At 63.9% G+C, this 18,640-nt stretch carries 24 protein-coding genes; 12 read left to right on the top strand and 12 right to left on the bottom strand.

Annotation, left to right across the window (positions count from 1 at the left end; translation table 11 throughout):
* The first annotated feature begins 10 nt into the window (after positions 1–10).
* Positions 11–445: a response regulator gene (locus G570_RS12245; RefSeq protein WP_037502785.1), complete on the top strand. Its 435-nt coding sequence runs from the start codon at positions 11–13 to the stop codon at positions 443–445.
* On the opposite strand, the gene G570_RS12240 is transcribed toward G570_RS12245, so the two are convergent.
* Complete coding sequence (locus tag G570_RS12240) at positions 424–1,581, bottom strand: aromatic ring-hydroxylating oxygenase subunit alpha (RefSeq protein ID WP_037502782.1); 1,158 nt, start codon at positions 1,579–1,581, stop codon at positions 424–426. The two genes, G570_RS12245 and G570_RS12240, sit on opposite strands and share 22 nt — an antisense overlap.
* Before the next feature lie 140 nt (positions 1,582–1,721).
* On the opposite strand from G570_RS12240, the gene G570_RS12235 reads away from it, so the two are divergent.
* Positions 1,722–3,062: an AmpG family muropeptide MFS transporter gene (locus tag G570_RS12235; protein WP_037502779.1), complete on the top strand. Its 1,341-nt coding sequence runs from the start codon at positions 1,722–1,724 to the stop codon at positions 3,060–3,062.
* Here G570_RS12235 and G570_RS12230 read toward each other — a convergent pair.
* The 4 genes from G570_RS12230 to G570_RS12215 are packed head-to-tail and all read right to left on the bottom strand — an operon-like array spanning position 3,059 to position 6,277.
* Entirely contained in the window at positions 3,059–4,390 is a 1,332-nt protein-coding gene (locus G570_RS12230; RefSeq protein ID WP_037502776.1) for a bifunctional folylpolyglutamate synthase/dihydrofolate synthase, read from the bottom strand. The two genes, G570_RS12235 and G570_RS12230, sit on opposite strands and share 4 nt — an antisense overlap.
* Positions 4,390–5,256: an acetyl-CoA carboxylase, carboxyltransferase subunit beta gene (gene accD, locus G570_RS12225; protein WP_037502773.1), complete on the bottom strand. Its 867-nt coding sequence runs from the start codon at positions 5,254–5,256 to the stop codon at positions 4,390–4,392. The genes G570_RS12230 and accD overlap by 1 nt, the downstream gene beginning before the upstream one ends.
* A 59-nt stretch (positions 5,257–5,315) precedes the next feature.
* A complete protein-coding gene (gene pyrF, locus G570_RS12220; RefSeq protein WP_037502770.1) occupies positions 5,316–5,990 on the bottom strand; it encodes an orotidine-5'-phosphate decarboxylase in 675 nt (224 codons plus the stop codon).
* Positions 5,987–6,277: a LapA family protein gene (locus G570_RS12215; protein ID WP_037502768.1), complete on the bottom strand. Its 291-nt coding sequence runs from the start codon at positions 6,275–6,277 to the stop codon at positions 5,987–5,989. The genes pyrF and G570_RS12215 overlap by 4 nt, the downstream gene beginning before the upstream one ends.
* Before the next feature lie 159 nt (positions 6,278–6,436).
* On the opposite strand from G570_RS12215, the gene G570_RS12210 reads away from it, so the two are divergent.
* Both G570_RS12210 and G570_RS12205 read left to right on the top strand, forming a co-directional pair.
* Positions 6,437–7,735, top strand: coding sequence for a serine hydrolase domain-containing protein (locus tag G570_RS12210; RefSeq protein WP_156930446.1), 1,299 nt, complete (start codon positions 6,437–6,439; stop codon positions 7,733–7,735).
* A gap of 138 nt (positions 7,736–7,873) precedes the next feature.
* A complete protein-coding gene (locus tag G570_RS12205) occupies positions 7,874–8,536 on the top strand; it encodes a hypothetical protein (protein ID WP_156930445.1) in 663 nt (220 codons plus the stop codon).
* A gap of 52 nt (positions 8,537–8,588) precedes the next feature.
* Here G570_RS12205 and G570_RS12200 read toward each other — a convergent pair whose 3' ends face one another.
* Entirely contained in the window at positions 8,589–9,434 is an 846-nt protein-coding gene (locus tag G570_RS12200) for a hypothetical protein (protein WP_037502762.1), read from the bottom strand.
* Positions 9,435–9,613: 179 nt separating this feature from the next.
* Between G570_RS12200 and G570_RS12195 the strand changes: the two genes are divergently transcribed.
* From G570_RS12195 to G570_RS12170, 6 genes are read left to right on the top strand one after another with little or no spacing between them, the layout of a single operon-like run.
* Complete coding sequence (locus G570_RS12195) at positions 9,614–9,940, top strand: ArsR/SmtB family transcription factor (RefSeq protein ID WP_037502760.1); 327 nt, start codon at positions 9,614–9,616, stop codon at positions 9,938–9,940.
* Positions 9,937–10,386, top strand: coding sequence for an ArsI/CadI family heavy metal resistance metalloenzyme (locus tag G570_RS12190; protein ID WP_037502759.1), 450 nt, complete (start codon positions 9,937–9,939; stop codon positions 10,384–10,386). Before G570_RS12195 ends, G570_RS12190 begins: the two co-directional genes overlap by 4 nt.
* A 4-nt stretch (positions 10,387–10,390) precedes the next feature.
* Complete coding sequence (locus tag G570_RS12185) at positions 10,391–10,708, top strand: cupin domain-containing protein (protein WP_037502757.1); 318 nt, start codon at positions 10,391–10,393, stop codon at positions 10,706–10,708.
* Positions 10,705–11,373 carry an aquaporin gene (locus G570_RS12180; protein ID WP_037502755.1) on the top strand — a complete coding sequence of 223 codons (669 nt, stop codon included), beginning with the start codon at positions 10,705–10,707 and terminating at the stop codon, positions 11,371–11,373. Before G570_RS12185 ends, G570_RS12180 begins: the two co-directional genes overlap by 4 nt.
* Positions 11,374–11,427: 54 nt before the next feature.
* Complete coding sequence (locus G570_RS12175; protein ID WP_169731758.1) at positions 11,428–12,063, top strand: PilZ domain-containing protein; 636 nt, start codon at positions 11,428–11,430, stop codon at positions 12,061–12,063.
* Positions 12,064–12,107: 44 nt separating this feature from the next.
* Positions 12,108–12,347: a hypothetical protein gene (locus G570_RS12170; RefSeq protein WP_037502749.1), complete on the top strand. Its 240-nt coding sequence runs from the start codon at positions 12,108–12,110 to the stop codon at positions 12,345–12,347.
* A gap of 10 nt (positions 12,348–12,357) precedes the next feature.
* Here the strand turns inward: G570_RS12170 and G570_RS12165 are convergent, their stop codons facing one another.
* Entirely contained in the window at positions 12,358–14,382 is a 2,025-nt protein-coding gene (locus G570_RS12165) for a toll/interleukin-1 receptor domain-containing protein (RefSeq protein WP_037502747.1), read from the bottom strand.
* 155 nt (positions 14,383–14,537) lie between these two features.
* Between G570_RS12165 and G570_RS12160 the strand changes: the two genes are divergently transcribed.
* Complete coding sequence (locus tag G570_RS12160) at positions 14,538–14,840, top strand: hypothetical protein (protein ID WP_051504419.1); 303 nt, start codon at positions 14,538–14,540, stop codon at positions 14,838–14,840.
* Positions 14,841–14,849: 9 nt separating this feature from the next.
* On the opposite strand, the gene G570_RS12155 is transcribed toward G570_RS12160, so the two are convergent.
* Positions 14,850–15,173 carry a hypothetical protein gene (locus G570_RS12155; protein WP_037502744.1) on the bottom strand — a complete coding sequence of 108 codons (324 nt, stop codon included), beginning with the start codon at positions 15,171–15,173 and terminating at the stop codon, positions 14,850–14,852.
* On the bottom strand, positions 15,170–15,415 hold the full coding sequence (locus tag G570_RS12150) for a glutaredoxin family protein (protein WP_037502741.1): 246 nt from the start codon (positions 15,413–15,415) through the stop codon (positions 15,170–15,172). The genes G570_RS12155 and G570_RS12150 overlap by 4 nt, the downstream gene beginning before the upstream one ends.
* A 165-nt stretch (positions 15,416–15,580) precedes the next feature.
* Here G570_RS12150 and G570_RS12145 point away from each other — a divergent pair, with 165 nt between their 5' ends.
* On the top strand, positions 15,581–15,979 hold the full coding sequence (locus G570_RS12145) for a response regulator (RefSeq protein ID WP_037502739.1): 399 nt from the start codon (positions 15,581–15,583) through the stop codon (positions 15,977–15,979).
* A 3-nt stretch (positions 15,980–15,982) separates the two neighbouring features.
* On the opposite strand, the gene G570_RS12140 is transcribed toward G570_RS12145, so the two are convergent.
* The 3 genes from G570_RS12140 to G570_RS12130 form a co-directional block, all read right to left on the bottom strand.
* Positions 15,983–17,029 (bottom strand): PAS domain-containing protein, encoded by a 1,047-nt coding sequence (locus G570_RS12140; protein WP_084607702.1) that lies wholly within the window; start codon positions 17,027–17,029, stop codon positions 15,983–15,985.
* Between the two features lie 58 nt (positions 17,030–17,087).
* Positions 17,088–17,564: a J domain-containing protein gene (locus G570_RS12135; RefSeq protein WP_037502737.1), complete on the bottom strand. Its 477-nt coding sequence runs from the start codon at positions 17,562–17,564 to the stop codon at positions 17,088–17,090.
* Positions 17,565–17,688: 124 nt separating this feature from the next.
* Positions 17,689–18,609: a CPBP family intramembrane glutamic endopeptidase gene (locus G570_RS12130; protein ID WP_051504416.1), complete on the bottom strand. Its 921-nt coding sequence runs from the start codon at positions 18,607–18,609 to the stop codon at positions 17,689–17,691.
* Between the last annotated feature and the right edge of the window lie 31 nt (positions 18,610–18,640).

Genomic DNA, 18,640 nt, shown 5'->3' with positions numbered 1-18,640 from the left:
GGCGTCATTCATGTTGTTCGGCAAGCGCACACGCAACGTCAAGCGCATCCTCATCGTCGAGGATGAGCCACTGACCGCGTTCGACAACGAACAGATGCTCTCCGCCGCGGGCTATGAAGTGGTCGGCACCGTCGACCGCGTGGCGGAGGCGGTGCCCCTACTCGATCATGAGGACGGCGTCGACCTTATCCTGTCTGACGTTCGATTGACGGGCCAGCGAACCGGGATCGACCTGGCCCGGATCGCCAAGGAACGGGGCATTCCCCTACTGTTCGTGACGGGGCGCGAACCGGAAGGCGCCGAGGCGCTGGCGCTAGGTGTGCTGCTGAAACCCTATTCGCACAAGCAATTGCGGACCGCGCTCGACGCGATCGACCGGCATCTGGGAGGCGAGCTGCCAAAGCCGCCCAAGGGCCTGACGCTTTACGTCCCGACGACCGCCTGAATTTCCTCGTCCATCCGCCGGTGGAAATCGGCGATGCCTTCCTCCAGCGTCCCCAGTACCGTTTCCGGGACTAGGCCCGATGCGAGTCCAAGGTGGCATTGCGCCGCCGCGCCGAAATCTTCTTCGCCGAAGGTCTGACCGTCGAGCAATTCCCAGCTCCGCCGCCAGTGCGCCTCGGCTTCGTTGGTCATCGGCTTTTCCGGAATCAGCATATAATCCTCGACCAGTGTCCGGCCGACCGCCTGCGGCATCATCACCAGCAGATTGATATAGTCGGGGCTGACGATCATCACCGTCGATGGCAGCAGCTGGTAGGTGTAGGTGACCGCGCGTCGCAGCGCCGCCCAGTCGTCGCGATCGATGTCATGGAGATAGTCCGAGCGTCCGACGACGATCCGGTTGTGCCGCCCGACCCGGTCGATCGCGGTGATTCCGTCGGCGAAGAACTGGGCGATGCTCGACGCGTGCAGCCGCTGGACGTGATAGCTTTCGTTGAACGCGTCCATGATAAGTTTCCAGTTGGCCGGAACGTCATGGGTGCGTCGTTCGAACAGGTAGAGCTCGTCCATCCCGAAGGCGTCGAAGTCGGGCGCGAGGGCCAGCGCGTCGGTGAAATCCGCGGCCTTATCCTTGGCGAACCAGATCATCCCGCCCGCCTCCACGCAGGGAAATTCGACCAGGCCGTGCGCGGCCTTGTCGAAGCCGGGGAAGCAGTCGGCGCGGGGCATGGCGGCGAGCGCCCCGTCAGGCTTGTAGGCCCAGGCGTGATAGGGGCAGACGATGCGGCTGGCCGGCACGACGTCGGCGGTCGACAACAGGCGCGTGCCGCGATGGCGGCAGACATTGGCCAGAACATGCGCCTTGCCCCCAGAATCGCGGCTGACGATCAGCGGCAGGCCGTATCCGTCATGCGCCACCGCTTCGTTGATGTTGGGCAGCAGGGCGCTCGGGGCGATCGGCAGCGGCAACCGATCGAACAGCGCACGCTGTTCGGCGGCATAGCGGTCCTCGTCGAGATAGACCCGGGCGGAAAGCGTTTCGACCGTAGCGCCTGTGGCCGCCGGACCGATCGCGAGCCTCTCCGCAAGCGCGCGCTGTCCGGGCGTCGGCCGGCGGGGGAGCCGGGCAATGTCCATAGAGTGAAACTTGCGCCAGATTAAGTTTCAAAACAAGGACGAAAAGATTCATTTCGTCGCTGGAGCGATGCGTTTCCCCCCTTCCGCAAACTGTGGGCGCTGCTAGGCTCGACGGCAAAATATCCGTGGGGAGAAATGGTGTGAGCGAGTTGGCAGCCGGCCGCAAGACGAGCTGGGTGGACGGGGTCAGGCCCTATCTTGAAAAGGCGCCGCTCGCAGCGCTCTTCCTCGGAATTTCGTCCGGATTTCCTTACGCCATGATCGGCGCGACGCTAACCACCCGCCTGAAGCAGGACGGGATCGACAAATCGACCATCACCGCGTTCACGCTGGTGTTCCTTGCCTACAACTTCAAATTCCTCTGGGCATGGATCATCGACGGCGTGCGCCTGCCCGTGCTCGGTCGGCTAGGACAGCGGGTCAGCTGGATGCTGGTAACAGGTGTCGCGGTCATGGCTGCGGTCGCCCATCTGGCGCTGGTGGATCCGGCGAAGGACGGCATCGAAGCCGTAGTGTTCGCCGCGATCCTCGTCGGGGTGGCCGGCGCCAGCTTCGATATCGTCATCGACGCCTTCCGCATCGAGGCATTGGAGCCGCGTCAGTTGGGCGTCGGGTCGGGCATGAGCCAATATGGCTGGCGCATCGGGTCGGCCGGGGCGGGCGCTTTGGCCCTGGTCGTCGCGGCGCGCTACGACTGGCAGGCGGCCTACCTGGCCTGCGCCGCGCTGGCCCTTCCGGCGATGCTCGCGGCACTATTGTTCGGCGAACCCGTCCGGCACCGCGAGGCCAAGGGCAAGCCCGGCTTGGCCCGGACCGTCGAAGCAGTGTGGAAGCCGTTTGTGGAATTTTTCAAACGCAAGGGTGCGTTCCTCGTCCTGCTGTTCATCCTGCTCCACAAGATCGGCGACACGCTGGCGAACCTCACCTTCCGCTTGCTGTTCGACGACCTGAAATTCACAAATGACGAAATCGCGCTGTGGGACGTCGGAGTGGGCTTCTGGGCCTATCTTGTCGGCATCTTCATCGGCGGCATGATGTACACCCGAATGGGCATGAAGCGGTCGGTGCTGGTCAGCCTGATCCTGATGGCTGTCAGCAACTTCAGCTTCGCGCTGTTGTCGCTGGGTGGCCATTCCAATCTGGGCATGGCCGGTGCGATCGGGTTCGAGAACATCGCCAGCGGGATCGGCGGAGTCTGCGTCGTCGCCTATTTCTCGGCATTGTGCGACCTGCGCTTCACGGCTGCGCAATATGCGCTGATCTCGGCGGCGGCGAGCATCGTTGGGCGGTTCCTCACGGGCACCACCGCCGGTTCGATGATCGACACCTTCGGCTATTTCAACTTCTACCTGCTGACGACAGCGGCTGCGGTGCCGGGCATCATCCTGTTCTGGATCATGATGCGGATGGGTTTGGTCGACAGTTCGATTGGCACGGCGGGCATCGAAGGCGAAGGCGACGCAAGGAAGGAAGAGGCCTAATCGGGCAGGGTGCCGTTCGCTTCGAGGACGGCACCAGCCAGATAGAGTGACCCGACGATGAGCACCCGTTCGCCGGGCTCGACGCCGTCTTTGGCCATCAACCCGGCGAGCCAGTCGAACGCTTGTCCGACGTTGTCGGCGGGCGAGCCGCCCTTGACGCCCAACATCTCGCCGGCTTGCCAGATGATGTCGCGCGGGTCGTGATGGTCGTGGCCAGAAAGCGGGACGGCCAGCAGGCGTTTGGCCATCCCGGCGAAGGGCGCGAGCACCTCATCGGTTCCGCGGTTGCGCAGAATGCCGGTGACGATGTTGATTGGTCCGCCACCGCGCAACGCCTTGGCGACCGCCTCGGCAGCATTGCGGTTGTGGGCACCGTCGAGAATGACTTCGATCCCGCGCGGCAGACGGTCGACCAGTTTACCGCTTGTCAGACGCTGAAGCCGCGCGGGCCAGCGGGCCGCGGCGATGCCCTGGCGGGCCGCTGCGTCACTGACCGGAAGAGCGGCCTGGCGCCGCAGCATCGCCAGCGCCAGCCCGGCATTCAGCATCTGGTGATCGCCGGGAAGGCCGGGGTGAGGCAGGTCGAGCGCGCCATGCTGGTCGCGGAAATGAAAGCCGGTGTGGGAGGGCGCGGCCTGCCACTGTTCGCCGAGCCTGACTCGCTCGACATTGACAGCGGCGAGCCGCGCATCGATCGCGGCTTCGGCTTCTGGCTCATACGCCAGAGTCACCATCGGCACGCCGGGCTTGGCGATGCCCGCTTTCTCCCTTGCAATCTCGCCCAAGGTGTCGCCGAGGAACTGGCGGTGATCGATGCCGAGGCTGGCGATGCCGGTCACAAGCGGCCGTTCGATGACATTGGTCGCGTCGAGCCTGCCGCCGAGGCCGACTTCGATAATGCAGGCATCGGCCGGATGGCGCGCAAAGGCGAGGAAGGCGGCCGCGGTGGTCGCTTCGAAAAAGCTGGGGCCGATATCCGCGCCCGCCTCGCGCACTTCGGCCAGCAGGTCGGCCAGTTCGCTATCCTCAACCAGCTTTCCCGCGATGCGGATGCGCTCGTTGAAGCGGACGAGGTGCGGACTGGTGAAGACATGGACGCGGTAGCCCGCCGCCTCCAGCATCGCGCGCAGGAAGGCGCAGGTCGATCCCTTGCCGTTGGTTCCGGCCACATGGAAAACCGGCGGCAACCGGTCCTGCTGCCGCCCGAGCCGCTCCAGCAGACGCGATATCCGATCGAGGCCGAGGACGTCCGCGCCCGGGCCGATCTTGTGCAGCCGGTCGAGCTCCGCTTGCACACGCGGGTCGGCGGACCTCGCGAAGTCGGCCATCAGGCCGCCTTCTTCCCCTTGCCGGTGTCGGGCGTGAGGTAATCGATCAGCCGCGCCAGCTCTTCCTTCAGTTTGTGGCGGTGGACGACCATGTCGATCATGCCATGCTCGAGGAGATATTCGGCGCGCTGGAAGCCCTCGGGCAGCTTTTCACGGATCGTCTGTTCGATCACGCGCTGGCCGGCAAAGCCGATGAGCGCGCCGGGCTCGGCAATCTGGACGTCGCCCAGCATGGCGTAGCTGGCGGTAACGCCGCCGGTGGTGGGGTCTGTCAACACGACGATGTAGGGCAGGCCCGCTTCGCGCAGCTGCGCCAGTGCCACGGTGGTGCGGGGCATCTGCATCAGCGACAAAATGCCTTCCTGCATGCGCGCGCCGCCGGCTGCGGTGAACAGGATGTAGGGGCATTTCAGCTGGATCGCCTTTTCGACGCCCTTGACGAAGGCGGCGCCGACCGCCACGCCCATCGATCCCCCCATGAAAGCAAAGTCCTGCACGCCGACGACCGCGGCCTTGCCATCGATCTTGCCGAAGGCGTTGATCAGCGCGTCGCGCTCGTCGGTCGCGGCGCGGGCGGCCTTGATACGGTCGGTGTAGCGCTTGGTGTCGCGGAACTTCAGCGGGTCTTCGCGAACTTCGGGGCTCGGCAATTCCTCATAGCGCTTGCTGTCGAACAGGGCGTCGAAGCGGACCTTGGGTCCGACCCGGTCATGATGGTCGCAGCGCGGGCAGACATAGTCGTTTTCCGCCCATTCCTTGGTGAACACCATCGTCGCGCACTTGCGGCACTTGTGCCACAAATTGTCCTCGCTCTGCCGCTTGGTCAGCGACTGGATGCCATTGCGGACTCGGCTCAGCCAGCTCATCGAATATCAATCCCTCAAAGGTTCGGCGCGGGGGGGTTAGTCGTCCAGCCGCGCGAAGTCTACAGCGTCGCCGAGATTGCCCTTACGGCATCGGCGGGATCCTCGGCCTGGGTGATGGGGCGTCCGATGACCAGGATCGATGCGCCCGCGTCCATCGCGCTACGCGGGGTCATCACGCGCTTCTGGTCGCCGACGCTGGCATCGGCGGGGCGGATGCCGGGGACAACGAAGAAGCCGTCGCGCCACGCCTTGCGCGCCGCCGCCACTTCATTGCCTGAACAGACGATGCCGTCGAGGCCCGCTTCCTTGGCCAGTGCGGCCAGCCGTTCGACATGGTCGTGCGGGCTGCCCTTGACGCCGGTCGCGGCGAGGTCGCTTTCGTCGAGGCTGGTCAGCATGGTGACGCCGACAACTTTGGTTCCCAAAGGCGCTGCGGCCTTGGCATCTTCCATCATGGCGCGCCCGCCCGACGCATGGATCGTCAGCACGGCAGGGGTCAGCGGGCTCAGGGCCTGGATGGCCTTGGCGACGGTGTTGGGGATGTCGTGGAGCTTCAGGTCGAGGAATACCGGCAGCCCCAGATCGGCCAGTTCCATCACCCCGGCGCGGCCGTTGTGATTGAAGAATTCCAGGCCCAGTTTGATGCCCCCGGCATGGCGCGCGACCGCCTTGGCGATGGCCCGGGCCTTGTCCATGTCGGGCGTGTCGATCGCGACATAGATGGGGCTGGTCATTCGGCTTGTTCCTCTTGCGGCTCATGGGCAACGGGCGCGGGTGGGGCCGCCACCACCGGGCGTTCGGCCAAAATCAGCTTGCGCTGCAACGCCCAGATCCTGCCCCGCATCACGAAGTAGGTCGGCAGGAAGCCAAGCAGGAACAGGATCGCGAGCAGGACAGGCAATTTGATGTCGGCCTGCAGTTCGGCCCACAGGTTAAGCGTCACATCGGACCAATTGTTGCTCGCAAAAATGGCGATCGACACGGCCACGACGATCCAGAACAGTGTTTTCAGAAACTGCATGGTCACTCCCCGCGTTCCATGCCTTTAGGCCGGGTTGTCCGAACTGGCTAGCATCGCCGTTCGCCGCAGCCCTGAATCGCTTCGCCGCAAGCGCACGAAAGGGACGTTGAGCGCAGCGAATGGCTCGGTCATGGCGAATCCGGGGAGGACGTGAAGGCGTTGAATTTTCGGACAAAGCTCGGTTTGGGTGCCCTCGGCACGATTGCGGCGGCGACGCTGCTCTTCCAGCCTTTCAAACATGAATCGTCGAGCGCGGCCAGCCAGGGCCAAGCGATCAACACGCGCGCCGTCGCGCTTCTGTCGACCGTGGAGCCCGCCAATCGCAAGCGGATCGACTATGCCTCGCTCGACCGTCGTTTCGAGCTGATGGCGGAAAAGCCGTCGATGGTCGGGCTTGCCGTCGGCATCGTCGAAAACGGCCGGATCACCTTCCTGCGCGGCTACGGCGAGACGGAGGAAGGCAGCGGCGACAAGGTTTCGCCGGAAACCGTTTTCCGCTGGGCTTCAGTGTCGAAAGGCGTCGCCTCGACGATGGTCGCCAAGCTCGCCGAACAGAATAAGCTCAGCCTCAACCAGCCGATCTACACCGTCGCGCCTTCGCTCAAGCTGCCTGGCGGCAATGAGCGGGTGGCGACCGTCGCCGACGCCCTGAGCCACCGCCTTGGGCTTTACCGCAACGCCTTCGACAACAAGCTTGAGGAAGGGCAGGACGTGACGGTCCTGCGCTCCAGCCTCCAGACGCTGAACAGCACCTGCCGGCCCGGCACCTGCTGGAGTTACCAGAACGTCGCCTACGATTCGGCTAGCGAGATCGTCGCCAAGGTGACCGGCGTACGCTACCAGGACGAGGTCGTGCGTGCGCTGTTCCAGCCGCTGGGCATGACGTCGGCGTCGGTGACGATGGACGGGCTGCTGAAGGCGAAGAGCTGGGCCAAGCCGCATTCGGTCGGTCGCCGCGTCCTGACCGTGAACGACAATTACTATCGCGTGCCCGCCGCGGGCGGCGTCAACAGCAACATCAAGGACATGGCGCTGTGGATGCTGGCGCAGATGGGGACACGGCCCGACGTCCTCGATGCACGCCTGCTCGACACCATCCATCAGCCGATCGTGGCGACGCCCAACGAGCGCGGGCGCATGCGCAAGTTCCTGGAACGCTTGCATGACCCGATGTACGGCCTCGGCTGGCGCAGTTACGACTATGCCGGACACCACATCGTCGGCCATCGCGGCGGGGTGGAGGGCTATCGCTCGCTGATCCTGTTCGATCCCAAGCTCAAAAGCGGCGTCGTGGCGCTGTGGAACAGCAATACGTCGCAGCCCGGCGGGCTGGAGTTCGAGGTCATGGACATGCTTTACGGCCTGCCGTTCCGCGACTGGATGGAGCTGAGTGCCAAGGGCGCCGCATCCGCGCAGCCGGAAGACGCGCACAGCGGCAGCGGCGATAGCCGGGGCTGAGCGTCCGGGACGACTAAGTAGCGGAAAAGCCCTTCGGTTAGATATCGCTGCGGTTGAGGTTATCATCGACCGGGTCAGCGAGTCGTTCGCTGTGCATCGCGAACAAAGGATTCGCCCAGTCGAACCGAGGAGAAGCCAATGAGACTAGCTCGAACCGGCCTGATCGTCGCTGCCATCGCAGTTACCGCCATTGCCTCACCCGCATCCGCCCAGCGCGTGGTTCGCCAGAACAATGGCGACCTCAACGTCGAATTCGGTGGACCCTGCACCGTCCATTACAATGGCAACGGCCGTTTCCAGTTCGCCGACCGCAGCTGTAGCTACGCCCAGCGCAACCAGGCCGATTACGCGATCCGCAGTTATGTCGGCGGCGGATATCGTCCCAACTATCCCAACGGCGGTATCGGTGGCGGCGATTCCCGCATCACGGACATCCGCTGGGACCGCGTCCGCTTCGCCGACAATTGCCGGGTTTATTACGACCAACTCGGCCGCCACTTGCGCAGCGACGGCGGCTGCAACAGCCGTCAGCGCAGCCTTGCCGACAACGCTCACGCCAACTGGCGCCGCCAGAGCGGCTATTATCCCGGCGGCGGCGGCTGGTATCCGGGCGGGCAATGGAACGACATCAACCTTCTGCCGTCCTATGACGGCGGCCTGCACATCCGTTTCCGCGACGGCTGCGACGTCTATTACAACCGCTACGGCAACCGCGTCAGCGCCGACCGCAAATGTTCGATGAACCAGCGGGCGAGGGCCGACCAGGCCGCGCGCTACTATCGACCCGGCTACAATTATTAGGGTCTGACGAAATGGTGGCAGGGCGCCCGTCTACCGGACGCCCTGCCTCAATTCAGCGTTCCGGACGGCAGTCCTTGAACCATGCGGCCGGATTGATCTCGCGATATTCGTAGAAGGTCCCGGTCAGCTTGACCGATTTGCCGGGCTTCAACTGAAGCGCGTAGACACCGGTTCCGGGCGCCATCAGGCAGCTTAGGTCGGTCTTGAACTTGGCTGCATTGGGCAGCTGGATCAGTTCGTTCCAGGGCTGGGGAATCTGGAAGGCCACGCGCAAATATTGGCCGTCGCGCATGACATAGTCGACCGTGCCGCTCAGCGTGAACACCTTGCCCTTGTAGCGGAGCGGGATGGCTGCCGCGTTGCGTTCGGCGTCCTTGCTGATCTGGTGCGAAAATTCCAGGGCGCTGATCGCGACCGGCGCGCCATTGCCGAGATTGCCACCGCGAGCACCGGCGACGGCGAGTGCCAGGCCGGCCTTGCCACCCTTCATCATGCCCAGGATGGTGCAGATTTCGGTCTTGGCATCGGCTTCCTTGGTGAACATCGCGGCCTTCATCTTTGCCTCGATCGTCACGGTGGCGACGCCGTTCTGGGCGACGGCGTTGATTTCGAACGGGATGGCGCGGGCCTTGCCGCTCAAGGGCTGTTCGGCCAGCATCGATCCTGCTTCGGGTTCGGCCAGGATGATGTCGTAGCCGCGGCCCGTCATGATCCCCTTCAGCTGGTTGATGGCATTGGCCGCGCTTAGATCGCGGACGCTCTCGCTCGCGCGGAATTTCAGGCCCAGGATCGGGTTGCCCGACTTTTGGAATGTCGACGCGCAGGCCGACTGCGCCGTCGCGGGCATCGCATACAGTAGCGACAGCGACAGAATGAAGGCTCTCAACAGACGAAGCATGGTTCCCCCTGACAATGTTCGATGATCGACATGTCGATAGACGGAGACGTCGGCGCGTCACCTTGACTGGAAGCCAGCTCCACCTTGATCGGTCGTCATTTCGACAAAGGTCGAAATATCTTGCGCGCCAAACGAACGTAGGATATTTCCACTGATATCGAAATGAAAGGCGGTCTGTCTTGGTGAAGAACGAAGCCGTCGAGGCATTGGGGGCATTGGCCCAGGAGCATCGCTTGGACCTGTTCCGCCTGTTGGTGCAGGCCGGGCGCTCCGGCATGTCAGCAGGCCGGATCGCTGATCGGCTGGGGGTGCCCAACTCGTCGCTCTCATTTCATCTCGCCCAGCTGCAGAAGGCGGGTCTCATCGCCCAACGCCGCGACGGCCGTTCGCTGATTTACACCGCCGACTACGCCGCGATGGACCGGCTGGTCGCTTACCTCATGGAAAATTGCTGCGCGGGCGAAGGGTGCGCGGTTCCTTCCGAACCCCGAGGAGAATGCGCATGAAACGATTCCACGTTCACGTCGGCGTGACCGACCTCGACCAGTCGATCGCCTTTTATTCCACGCTGTTCGGCGTAGCGCCGACCGTCACCAAGCACGACTATGCCAAGTGGATGCTCGACGATCCGCGCGTCAATTTCGCCATCTCGTCGGGCCACCACGCGGTGAAGGGGATCGAACATCTCGGTATCCAGGCCGAAACGACCGAAGAGCTGCAGCAGGTCTACGGGATGCTTAAGGACGCGGGCCGGCCGGTGCTGGAAGAAGGTGCCACGACCTGCTGCTATGCCAAGAGCGAGAAGAGCTGGATCAGCGACCCCGACGGCGTCGTGTGGGAAACCTTTCACACCAGCGGCGAGGCCACCGTCTATGGCGACAGCCCGGCGCTCGATGCCGTTTCGCTGAACGCCGCCGCCGGCCAGTGCTGCGCGCCGAGCTGCGGAGGCTGATCCCGTGAAGATTATCGACACGAGCGCGCTTGCCGGGCCGACCGACTGGAGCGGACCCACCTTTACCGGCATTGAAGATGCGGCGGTCAAGTTCCGCTGGATCAACTCCGCGTTTCGCTGGCATCGCAATGACGGGCCGGAACTGTTCCTCGTCCTGGCTGGCGAAGTGGACATGCATGTCCGCGCCGGGCCCGACGCGCCGGTCGAGATCGTCTCACTGACCGCCGGCAAGGGTGTGTGGATGGAGGAGGGCGACGAGCATGTTGCCCATCCCAAGGGTGAGGCCCGAATCCTGGTCGTCGAACAGGCGGCGAGCCAATGAGCCTCGCGCGGCGACTGGCGGCGGAGGCCGTGGGCAGCTTCTTCCTGTTCTCAGCAGTGATCGGGTCGGGCGTAATGGCCGAGACCCTCAGCGGCGGAAACGTTGCCGTAGCGCTGCTGGCCAACACCTTGGCGACCGGCGCGATGCTGTTCGTGCTGATCTCCATGCTCGGGCCGATCAGCGGGGCACATTTCAATCCCGCCGTAAGTGGCGTCATGGCGTCCCGCGGCGAATTGGCCTGGGGGGAGCTTGTTCCCTATGTCGCGGCGCAGCTTATCGGCGGCCTGCTAGGCGCATTTGCCGTCCACCTGATGTTCGACCTGCCGATCCTGCAGACCTCGACCAAATTGCGCGCCGGCATCGGCCAATGGAGCGGCGAGTTGGTTGCTACCTTCGGTCTTATCCTCACCATCATCGGCACCGTCAGGCACCGCAAGGAATGGGTCGCCCCGTCGGTTGCCCTGTACATCGTGTCGGCCTATTGGTTCACCAGCTCGACCAGTTTCGCCAATCCGGCGATCACGATCGTCCGCAGCCTGAGCGACAGCTTTGCCGGCATCGCGCCGATCGACGTTCCCGCGTTCATCGCTGCCCAGCTCGTCGGAGCGGCAATCGGCGCCCTGACGGCCAAATGGCTTTTCGACGAAAATCCCGACGCGCGTTAGCAACTCTTTAGGCCTTGGCGCGCAAGGCTTTCGCCCGTCCACGCCGGAGGGATGATGGCCGAGCGCCCTTCAGTCACCACGTTCGTCATGACGGCCGATGTGCCGTGGCCCGCGGATTCGCTTCCGGCGGACCGGCTCGGCGCGCTCGATCCTGTCACCGTGTACGAAGGCGGGGAGGCGCGATCCTGTGCCATCAGCAAGATTTCCCCCCTCGGCGCCACGATCAGGGGCGCCGCGTCGCGCGCTGTCGGCGGCGAGATCGCGATCGAGCTGGTGACCGGCCAACGCGCCGCCGGCACGATAGCGTGGACGGTGGGCGATGAGGCGGGCGTGCGCTTCAAGCAGCCGATCGACATGATGGCACTGCTCAATCGCAAGCTGGTCGCCCAGACCAGCGAACGGCGCAAGATGCCGCGGGTCGAGCTTCGCTGCCATGTCGGCGTGAAATGGGGTCCCAACCTAGCCGCAGCGACCCTTCGAAACATCAGTGCACAAGGCCTGCAGATCGAGGGCGACGGCCTGCCCGCGCGCGACACCTTCGTCAGCCTGTTCATCGACGGCCTGAACATGCCGAGCGGCGTGGTCGTGTGGCAGCGGGAACGACTGGCCGGGATCGAACTGATGGAAGAACTGGCCTGGTCGTCGATCATGCCTTGGATCCGGGAAACGCAGCGGCGCACGCTGGCCTGAGCATCCGCCGGGAACGCAGCGTCGCCTCAATGGTTTAGCTGTGCATGTGCTTCACCCAGTTAGACCCGCCCATCCCCGTCCACATCGTCGACCGCGGCAGCGGTATGGCCTTTGCGGTGATCGATTACGGCCCTGAGCATAACCTGCTCTGGGTAACCGGCATGGACGAAGGCGGCGAAGTGTGGTGCGTCCCCAATCCGCAGGTCAGGCTCCAGGCCAACTGGTCCATGGGTCGCAAGAAAGCGTCACCGAAGACGGCGAATATCGCGTCTATCGCGCACTAGCGACCAGATACTAGATCAGTTTGCAGAACGCCTCGGGGTTGGATCCTTCACAGACGTCCGGCCGATGGTTGGGCTGCCGCCAATATCCGAACAGATTTGCGCGTTTGGCCAGTTCCAAAAACTCGGGCCTAGACCGCAGCCCCTGCATCCCCGGCAGCCATGCGACGTCCAAGTTGTTGGCGCCGTAACGGTTCACCAGCCGCTGCACATTGGGCATCAGGTCAGCGTCGTGTCCGCTGGCCGCGAGCGCCATTGCCGTAATGCCGGGAATGAAATCGCTGTTGTTAAGGGCGGCCGCCGTGGTTTTTGCGGCACCTTCGGCGCCGGCGGTGTCACCGTTCTTCAATGCCGTCAGCAATTGGATCAATTCATTGCGACTGGGAAATTCACGTGCCTTGCCCAAAAATTCAGCGGCTTTAGCCCAGTCGCGGTCCGCGACCGCCAAGGCCGCCGTCGTCTGGACCAGTCTCTTGGAGTCCGGCCAGTTCTTCAGGGCCATGTCCAGCGCCTGCCGTCCTTCCTCCTTTCGGCCCAGCGAATAGAGAGCCACGGCCAACCGGCTCTGTGCGCGCAAATTGGACGGATCGTTGGCAATGACCTTACGGGTATAGGTCAACGAGTCTTCCACCTGACCGAACATCTCCAGCGTCTGTCCGTAAATGATCGCTTCGCAGCCGCAGTCGCTCGCCCGGACGTTGTTTGCCCGAAGCGCCAGTCGCTCGAATTCCGGGAAATTGCCCAAGGGCACGAAAAGTGACGGCTGGCCATCGCGCCCGGCGATCCCCAGCAGGTCGATGGCCTTGAGGATCAGTCCCTTCTGATTGTCGGGGTCGATGTTCAGCGCCTTTTCATAGGTCTGGCGAAACTCGCCGCGGAGGCGGTCGGCGTCCTGCGGCTTCTGGAGGATGTTGGTGATCATCTCCTCCGCCAGGTTGGACCAGCCGTTGGCGAAGTCGGGCGCCGCATCGACGGTCGCCTTGAGGTAGCCCTGGATCGTCGCGCTGTCGTAGGTGTCGCCGTAGACCATCTGGCAATATTGCGCCCAGGGCCGAATCGCCTTTTCGGGCAGGACGGTGATCTGCGAGCCGCTGCTGTCGCTGGCGGTGGCAATGCAGCGCAGCATGCCCGCGGCATTGGTCGCGAGTTGCTTGGCGGCCGTCGTCTTCTCGTCCAGCGGAACCTCGATGCGCGGGCTCAGGACCGGCGCGGTGATGCCCGGCGCAAAGACCTTCGCGACCAGGATATATTTTCCTTCGCCGGTGCGGATGTTGCCGCTCATCTGGTAGGCGTCGGCATGGCGTTGGCCGTCCCCGTCGAGCGGGGTGATCCGTGAGGCCGCGCTAAGGTGCGCGTTCATTTCGTCCGCGAAGGCCTGGGAAAAGCTGCCCGGAAGATCCTTGTCCTGCGCGACGGTGAAGGCGTCGACGTAGACGTCAGGCTGGGCCGATTTTCCAAAGCTCATCGAGCCGCCCGCAAAGAACGCACCGACTGCAATCAGGCCCACCAGCACTACTGCCAGCGCCCACATTTTCGGGCCCTTGGCGGGCCCAAGCCAGCGCTCGCCGCTCGACGTCTTGGCCGGCACCGCTGCGGCGGCCGCGACGGGGGCAGGTACCGGATTGCCTTCCGGAATGGCGTCGGCATCGCCCGCCTGCACCGCGCCGATCCAGGCGAGCAGCTTCGTCCAGTTCGGATTGCTGTCGTCGAACCGGCCGTCGCTGAGGTCCACCGCCTGGCGCAACATGAAAGCAAGCGGGATCGAGCAATGCTCGACCATGACCGGCACCATCTTGTGATGGTCCTGCGCATAATGGGCTTCGCTACGGACCCAGTCCGAATGAACCGATCGCGGGCTCCACAGGACGATGACGACGCGGGCGGCGGCGATCTGCCGTTCGATCATCGCGTCCCACGCTTCGTGCGGGGTCAGCGCATCGTCCCACCACACATCCTTGCCGGTAGCGCGCAATGCGGCGACCAGCCGTTCCGCGATCGCGCGGTCATCCTTCTTGTAGCTGACGAAAATGTCCGACACGGCCCGAGCCCCCCAACGCCGGTGACGGCAGGACATTGACGACAAACGGGAAAAGAGTCGAGGGCGCCCTTCACGTGCCTTTCTCGACGCATGCGGTCTTTTGCGGATCTGGCTTTCGGGCGTAGCATGGGCTCACTGAAGAAGGAGTCGAGTCCATGTCGCTTTCCATCGCAAAGATCGCCGTCCTCTCCGCATCGTTGCTTGCGCTTACGGCAGCATCGAGCGCACCGGTGGCGCCGGGAAATCGCAAGGCCTATTGCCGCGGAGAGGTGTCGGCCATGTATGGCACCAAGCCGATCTATGTCACCACGGGCAAGCTGCTGCGCGGCAAGGGCGGAACGACCCACGTCGACGGCACGGTCGACAAGGGCAACGAAGGCATCAAGAAATTCAGCTGCCGCTATGATGCCCGCGGGCGTTTCATCGACGTGATGGCGCTGACCAGCGACGGCGAGTAGCGGCTCGGCCTAGCGGTCGCCGTCCAGCGACGCATACCAGTCAGCATAGGGCGAATTTTTCGCCATGTGTCGGTTGTAATCGGGGGTGCCGTCGTCCCACCAAGGGTCGCCGCGCTCGCCGAGAGCAATCTTGGCGGAGTGGACGCGGGCGCGGGCCTGCCGTTCCGCCGCCTTGTCGCCACACCGCAGTGCCGTCCCAATCGCCGAGCGTGCAGCCATGAGGTCGTCGACCAGCGCCCGCCGCCGGCCTTCCGGCAACGTCGGATTGGAACAGCGCCACAGCCGCCCGCGCACGACGAAATAGCGACCGTCGGGCGTCGTGGGGTGGGTCAAGCGGGCTCGGTGGCCAACCACGCTTCAAGGTCGTCACATCCGCCGATGGGCTTGCCTTCGATTTCGATCAACGGGGTGGTCGAAAGGCCATGCGCGTCCATGAAGGCATCGACGTCTTCGCGCGTCGTGAGGTGGCGGTCGTCGACCGCATAGCCTGCTTGCTCGAGCAGCGCCTTGGCGCGGACGCCGAACGGGCAGGTATGCTCGGGCAAGATCATTCGGGTGAGGATGGCAGTGGGCATGGCATCGTCCTGAATTGAAAGCAGAATAGCGCCCGATCTATCCCAGGTTCCATGTCTTCTTCACCACACTGAGACAGAGGAAATCTTTCGCGAGGATTTTTGCGGGAACCCATGAAAGCCGGACAGGTTTAACAGTCGATATTCCAACCATTTTCGCGAAGAAGCATGACCGCCAATATCTTGATCGTCGAGGACGAGGCGCTGGTCGCCTGGAACATGAAGGATATCCTCGAGCACGAAGGATTTACCTGCGTCGACATCGCACCGGACCTCGACACCGCGGCGCAATATTTCGATTCGTCGATCGACCTCGCGCTGGTCGACCTCAACCTGCGCGACGGGTTGACCGGACCGCAAATCGGGATGCGGCTGTCGTCGAAAGGCACGCGGGTAATCTTCATCACCGCCAATCCGGGACAAATTCCGGACGGCGTCGACGGCACCATTGGGGTCCTCACCAAGCCGACCGATGACGCGACCCTGATGGCCGCCGTGCGCTACGCGATCGGCAGTGCGGCCGGCGAACCCGTTTCCCCGCCCACCGCGCTCAAGCTGTTCGCCTGATCGCTACCTTGCGAGTGATCGGAGCGGGATCTCCGCACGCGTAACGAGGCCCTCTGCCGGCCATTCGCGGCTAAGGTGGCCGCCCAGCTGCTTCACGATGCTGAGGTCGACGAGCTTCGTCCCAAAGCCTTCGTGCGTCGGTTGCTTCGCGATGGTTGGCCCGCCGCTTTCCTTCCACTCGATCGCCACCTGCTCGCCGACCAATTTGGACGTGACGTTCACCCGCCCGTCGTCGCGCGATAGGGCGCCATATTTGTGCGCATTGGTCGCAAGTTCATGGATCATGAGTGCTAGTGGCGTGGCCCCGCGATCGTCGATGCGCACATTGTCGCCGGAAATCTCGACGCGGCCCTCGGCCGTCGCGGGATAGGGCGCGAGCACTTCGTGGATAAGGCCCATGAGGCTTTCGGCCTCGATCTGCATCTGCGACCGTTCGCTGTGCGGCCTGACCAGTTCGTGCGCCCGGCCCAGCGCCGATATGCGATCCTGCAGCGCGGCGGCAAAGTCCTTGTGCTCCGGCGCGCGGCGGGCGGACAGGCCGACGAGGCCGCCGATCACCGAAAAGATGTTCTTGATTCGGTGGCTAAGCTCGCGGCTCAATATCTCGTTCTGCTCGGCGGTTTCCTTCTGCTCGTGGATGTCGGTGCAGGTCCCCATCCATCGAACGATATTCCCGTTCGCGTCGTGCATCGGCATCGCGCGGCCCAGCACCCAGCGATAGTCGCCGCTGCGGTGGCGCAGCCGATATTCGATCTCGTAAGGCTCGCCGGTCGTTAGTGAATGGCGCCAGCGCGCCCAGGCCCGGTCTTGATCGTCAGGGTGGAACATGCCGTTCCACTCTTCGCCGTCGGTCGACCCTTCGGGGACGCCGGTGAATTCGTACCAGCGCGCATTGTAATAGTCGTGGAAGCCGTCGGGCAGCGTCGACCAGACCATGTGCGGAAAGGCATCGGCGAGCGTGCGGAAGCGCAGGTCGCTTTCACGCAGCGCGTTGCGGGCAGATGTAAGGTCGCTTTCCGCTTGGTCGAGCAATCGTCTGGTTTCGGGCAACGGTCAAAAACTCCTGACCCATCCAAACGGTCGGGTGCCCAAATGTGTCCCGGCGGATTTAGCGGCGAGCGGTATCGGGCCGCACCTGGACCTGTGTGACCGTGCCCGGATCGGCGGCGCGGGGCGGAAGGTCGACCGCGGACGTCGCGGCGAAGGTCAGGATGGTGACCAAAATCCCAAGGCCGATGGCGACCGACTTGTCGAGCCGGCTCTGCTTCGCCAGTTCCTCTTCGGCCAGCGCGGCATAGGCGGCGTTGGCAGGGTGCACCGGGCGGGTCGAATGCACCCGCGACGTGGCGTGGCCGCGCCGGTGGCGACGGGCGATGCGCTGGCGATCGTACAGCGCGCGCTGTGCCGGATCGCGCAGGCAGGCATAAGCTTCGTTGATCGCGCGGCAGCGCTGTTCGGCATCGGCATCGACGGTAACGTCGGGGTGATAGCGGCGCATCAACTCGCGATAGGCGCGGCGCAGCGCCGGCCCATCGGCATCGGCCGCCACCCGAAGAGTCGCATAATAATCGCCGTACGCGTCCACGACCTATGGATAGCCCCCATGAGGCACCGAGGACAAGGGAGCGTTTCGCGACGCCAGACGGCGACGATCTAGCGGCCCTTAGTGCCGGACGGCTTGTTCCTCCCGGTTAGCACGGTGCCAGAGCCTAAGGTTCCTGCCCGGCAGGGGCCGGCTCCATGCCGAGCCCATGGCGCGGCCTTGCGGGTGCCAAAAGGACCACGCAGGCCACGGTCAGCATCGCAAGCGTAAACACGCTGCCCTCAGGCCCGTCGCCAGCACCCGTGAGCCAGGCGGGCCCGACCGGCACCATTTTGACCACCAAAGCCGGCAGGCCGCTGTCGAGGCCGGTAATCGGCACATCAAAACCAGTGCCGCCAAACCAGTTCCAGCCGGTATGCCAGCCCATCACACCCCAGATCGAAGCCGAACGACGCGCCCAAGCGCAGGCAAAGATCGAAAAGGTGAAGGTCATGACCAAGGGCAACAGCGGCGTCCTTGGCGAAAAATGGACGAAGGTGAATGCGGCGGACGTCAAGACGAAGGCGGCAGTCGGATTCCAACGCCGCATGATGGTCGAGAACATCCAGCCGCGGAAAAAGATTTCCTCGATGCTGGCTTGAATCGTGAAGCCCGCAAGCAGTAATGCAATCCAGCCAAGCGCGGCAGGACTGGCGAAAGCCGGAAAAAGGTCCTCGACGCGATATCCGCCTGAAAGCGCGATCGCTGTCACCACGGCACCCATCATGACAATGCCCAGGGCTAAACCGGTCAGGAATTTCCTTAGTCGTCCTTTTCCGCGAAGGCCGATGCTGGCCAAGCTTCGCTTTTCGACCCAGCGAACCCAGGCAAAGACGCCAAGCCCCATGGCCACGAATGACGCCAGCATCAGGCAAAAGCCCAACGGCCCGAGTGGCTCACCTCTCGAGTCGGTAAAGCCAAAATTCTCGAGCAGCAGATCGCCCGGCAACATGCTGATCACCAGGATGAAAATGCCGATAAAAGGGGCAGCGATGCTGGGCGGTATCCAGCCTTTGGCCGGCTCGTCCGAAAAAATGGTCTGGGTCATGCTGCGCGAACTTACTGCTCGCTGACGACAG

Origin of the sequence: Sphingomonas jaspsi DSM 18422, assembly GCF_000585415.1 — a bacterium.
In the GTDB taxonomy this organism is placed as follows: domain Bacteria; phylum Pseudomonadota; class Alphaproteobacteria; order Sphingomonadales; family Sphingomonadaceae; genus Sphingomicrobium; species Sphingomicrobium jaspsi.
The sequence above is the reverse complement of the archived record's forward strand: the minus strand, read 5'-3'. Positions and strand labels throughout refer to the sequence as shown.

Excerpts from the sequence above, each read along its gene's own strand:
- G570_RS12245 (WP_037502785.1), top strand. The coding sequence starts at position 11 with ATGTTGTTCGGCAAGCGCACACGCAACGTCAAGCGCATCCTCATCGTC.
- G570_RS12240 (WP_037502782.1), bottom strand. The coding sequence starts at position 1,581 with ATGGACATTGCCCGGCTCCCCCGCCGGCCGACGCCCGGACAGCGCGCG.
- G570_RS12230 (WP_037502776.1), bottom strand. The coding sequence starts at position 4,390 with ATGGCCGACTTCGCGAGGTCCGCCGACCCGCGTGTGCAAGCGGAGCTC.
- accD (WP_037502773.1), bottom strand. The coding sequence starts at position 5,256 with ATGAGCTGGCTGAGCCGAGTCCGCAATGGCATCCAGTCGCTGACCAAG.
- pyrF (WP_037502770.1), bottom strand. The coding sequence starts at position 5,990 with ATGACCAGCCCCATCTATGTCGCGATCGACACGCCCGACATGGACAAG.
- G570_RS12215 (WP_037502768.1), bottom strand. The coding sequence starts at position 6,277 with ATGCAGTTTCTGAAAACACTGTTCTGGATCGTCGTGGCCGTGTCGATC.
- G570_RS12205 (WP_156930445.1), top strand. The coding sequence starts at position 7,874 with ATGAGACTAGCTCGAACCGGCCTGATCGTCGCTGCCATCGCAGTTACC.
- G570_RS12200 (WP_037502762.1), bottom strand. The coding sequence starts at position 9,434 with ATGCTTCGTCTGTTGAGAGCCTTCATTCTGTCGCTGTCGCTACTGTAT.
- G570_RS12190 (WP_037502759.1), top strand. The coding sequence starts at position 9,937 with ATGAAACGATTCCACGTTCACGTCGGCGTGACCGACCTCGACCAGTCG.
- G570_RS12180 (WP_037502755.1), top strand. The coding sequence starts at position 10,705 with ATGAGCCTCGCGCGGCGACTGGCGGCGGAGGCCGTGGGCAGCTTCTTC.
- G570_RS12175 (WP_169731758.1), top strand. The coding sequence starts at position 11,428 with ATGGCCGAGCGCCCTTCAGTCACCACGTTCGTCATGACGGCCGATGTG.
- G570_RS12170 (WP_037502749.1), top strand. The coding sequence starts at position 12,108 with ATGTGCTTCACCCAGTTAGACCCGCCCATCCCCGTCCACATCGTCGAC.
- G570_RS12160 (WP_051504419.1), top strand. The coding sequence starts at position 14,538 with ATGTCGCTTTCCATCGCAAAGATCGCCGTCCTCTCCGCATCGTTGCTT.
- G570_RS12150 (WP_037502741.1), bottom strand. The coding sequence starts at position 15,415 with ATGCCCACTGCCATCCTCACCCGAATGATCTTGCCCGAGCATACCTGC.
- G570_RS12145 (WP_037502739.1), top strand. The coding sequence starts at position 15,581 with ATGACCGCCAATATCTTGATCGTCGAGGACGAGGCGCTGGTCGCCTGG.
- G570_RS12130 (WP_051504416.1), bottom strand. The coding sequence starts at position 18,609 with ATGACCCAGACCATTTTTTCGGACGAGCCGGCCAAAGGCTGGATACCG.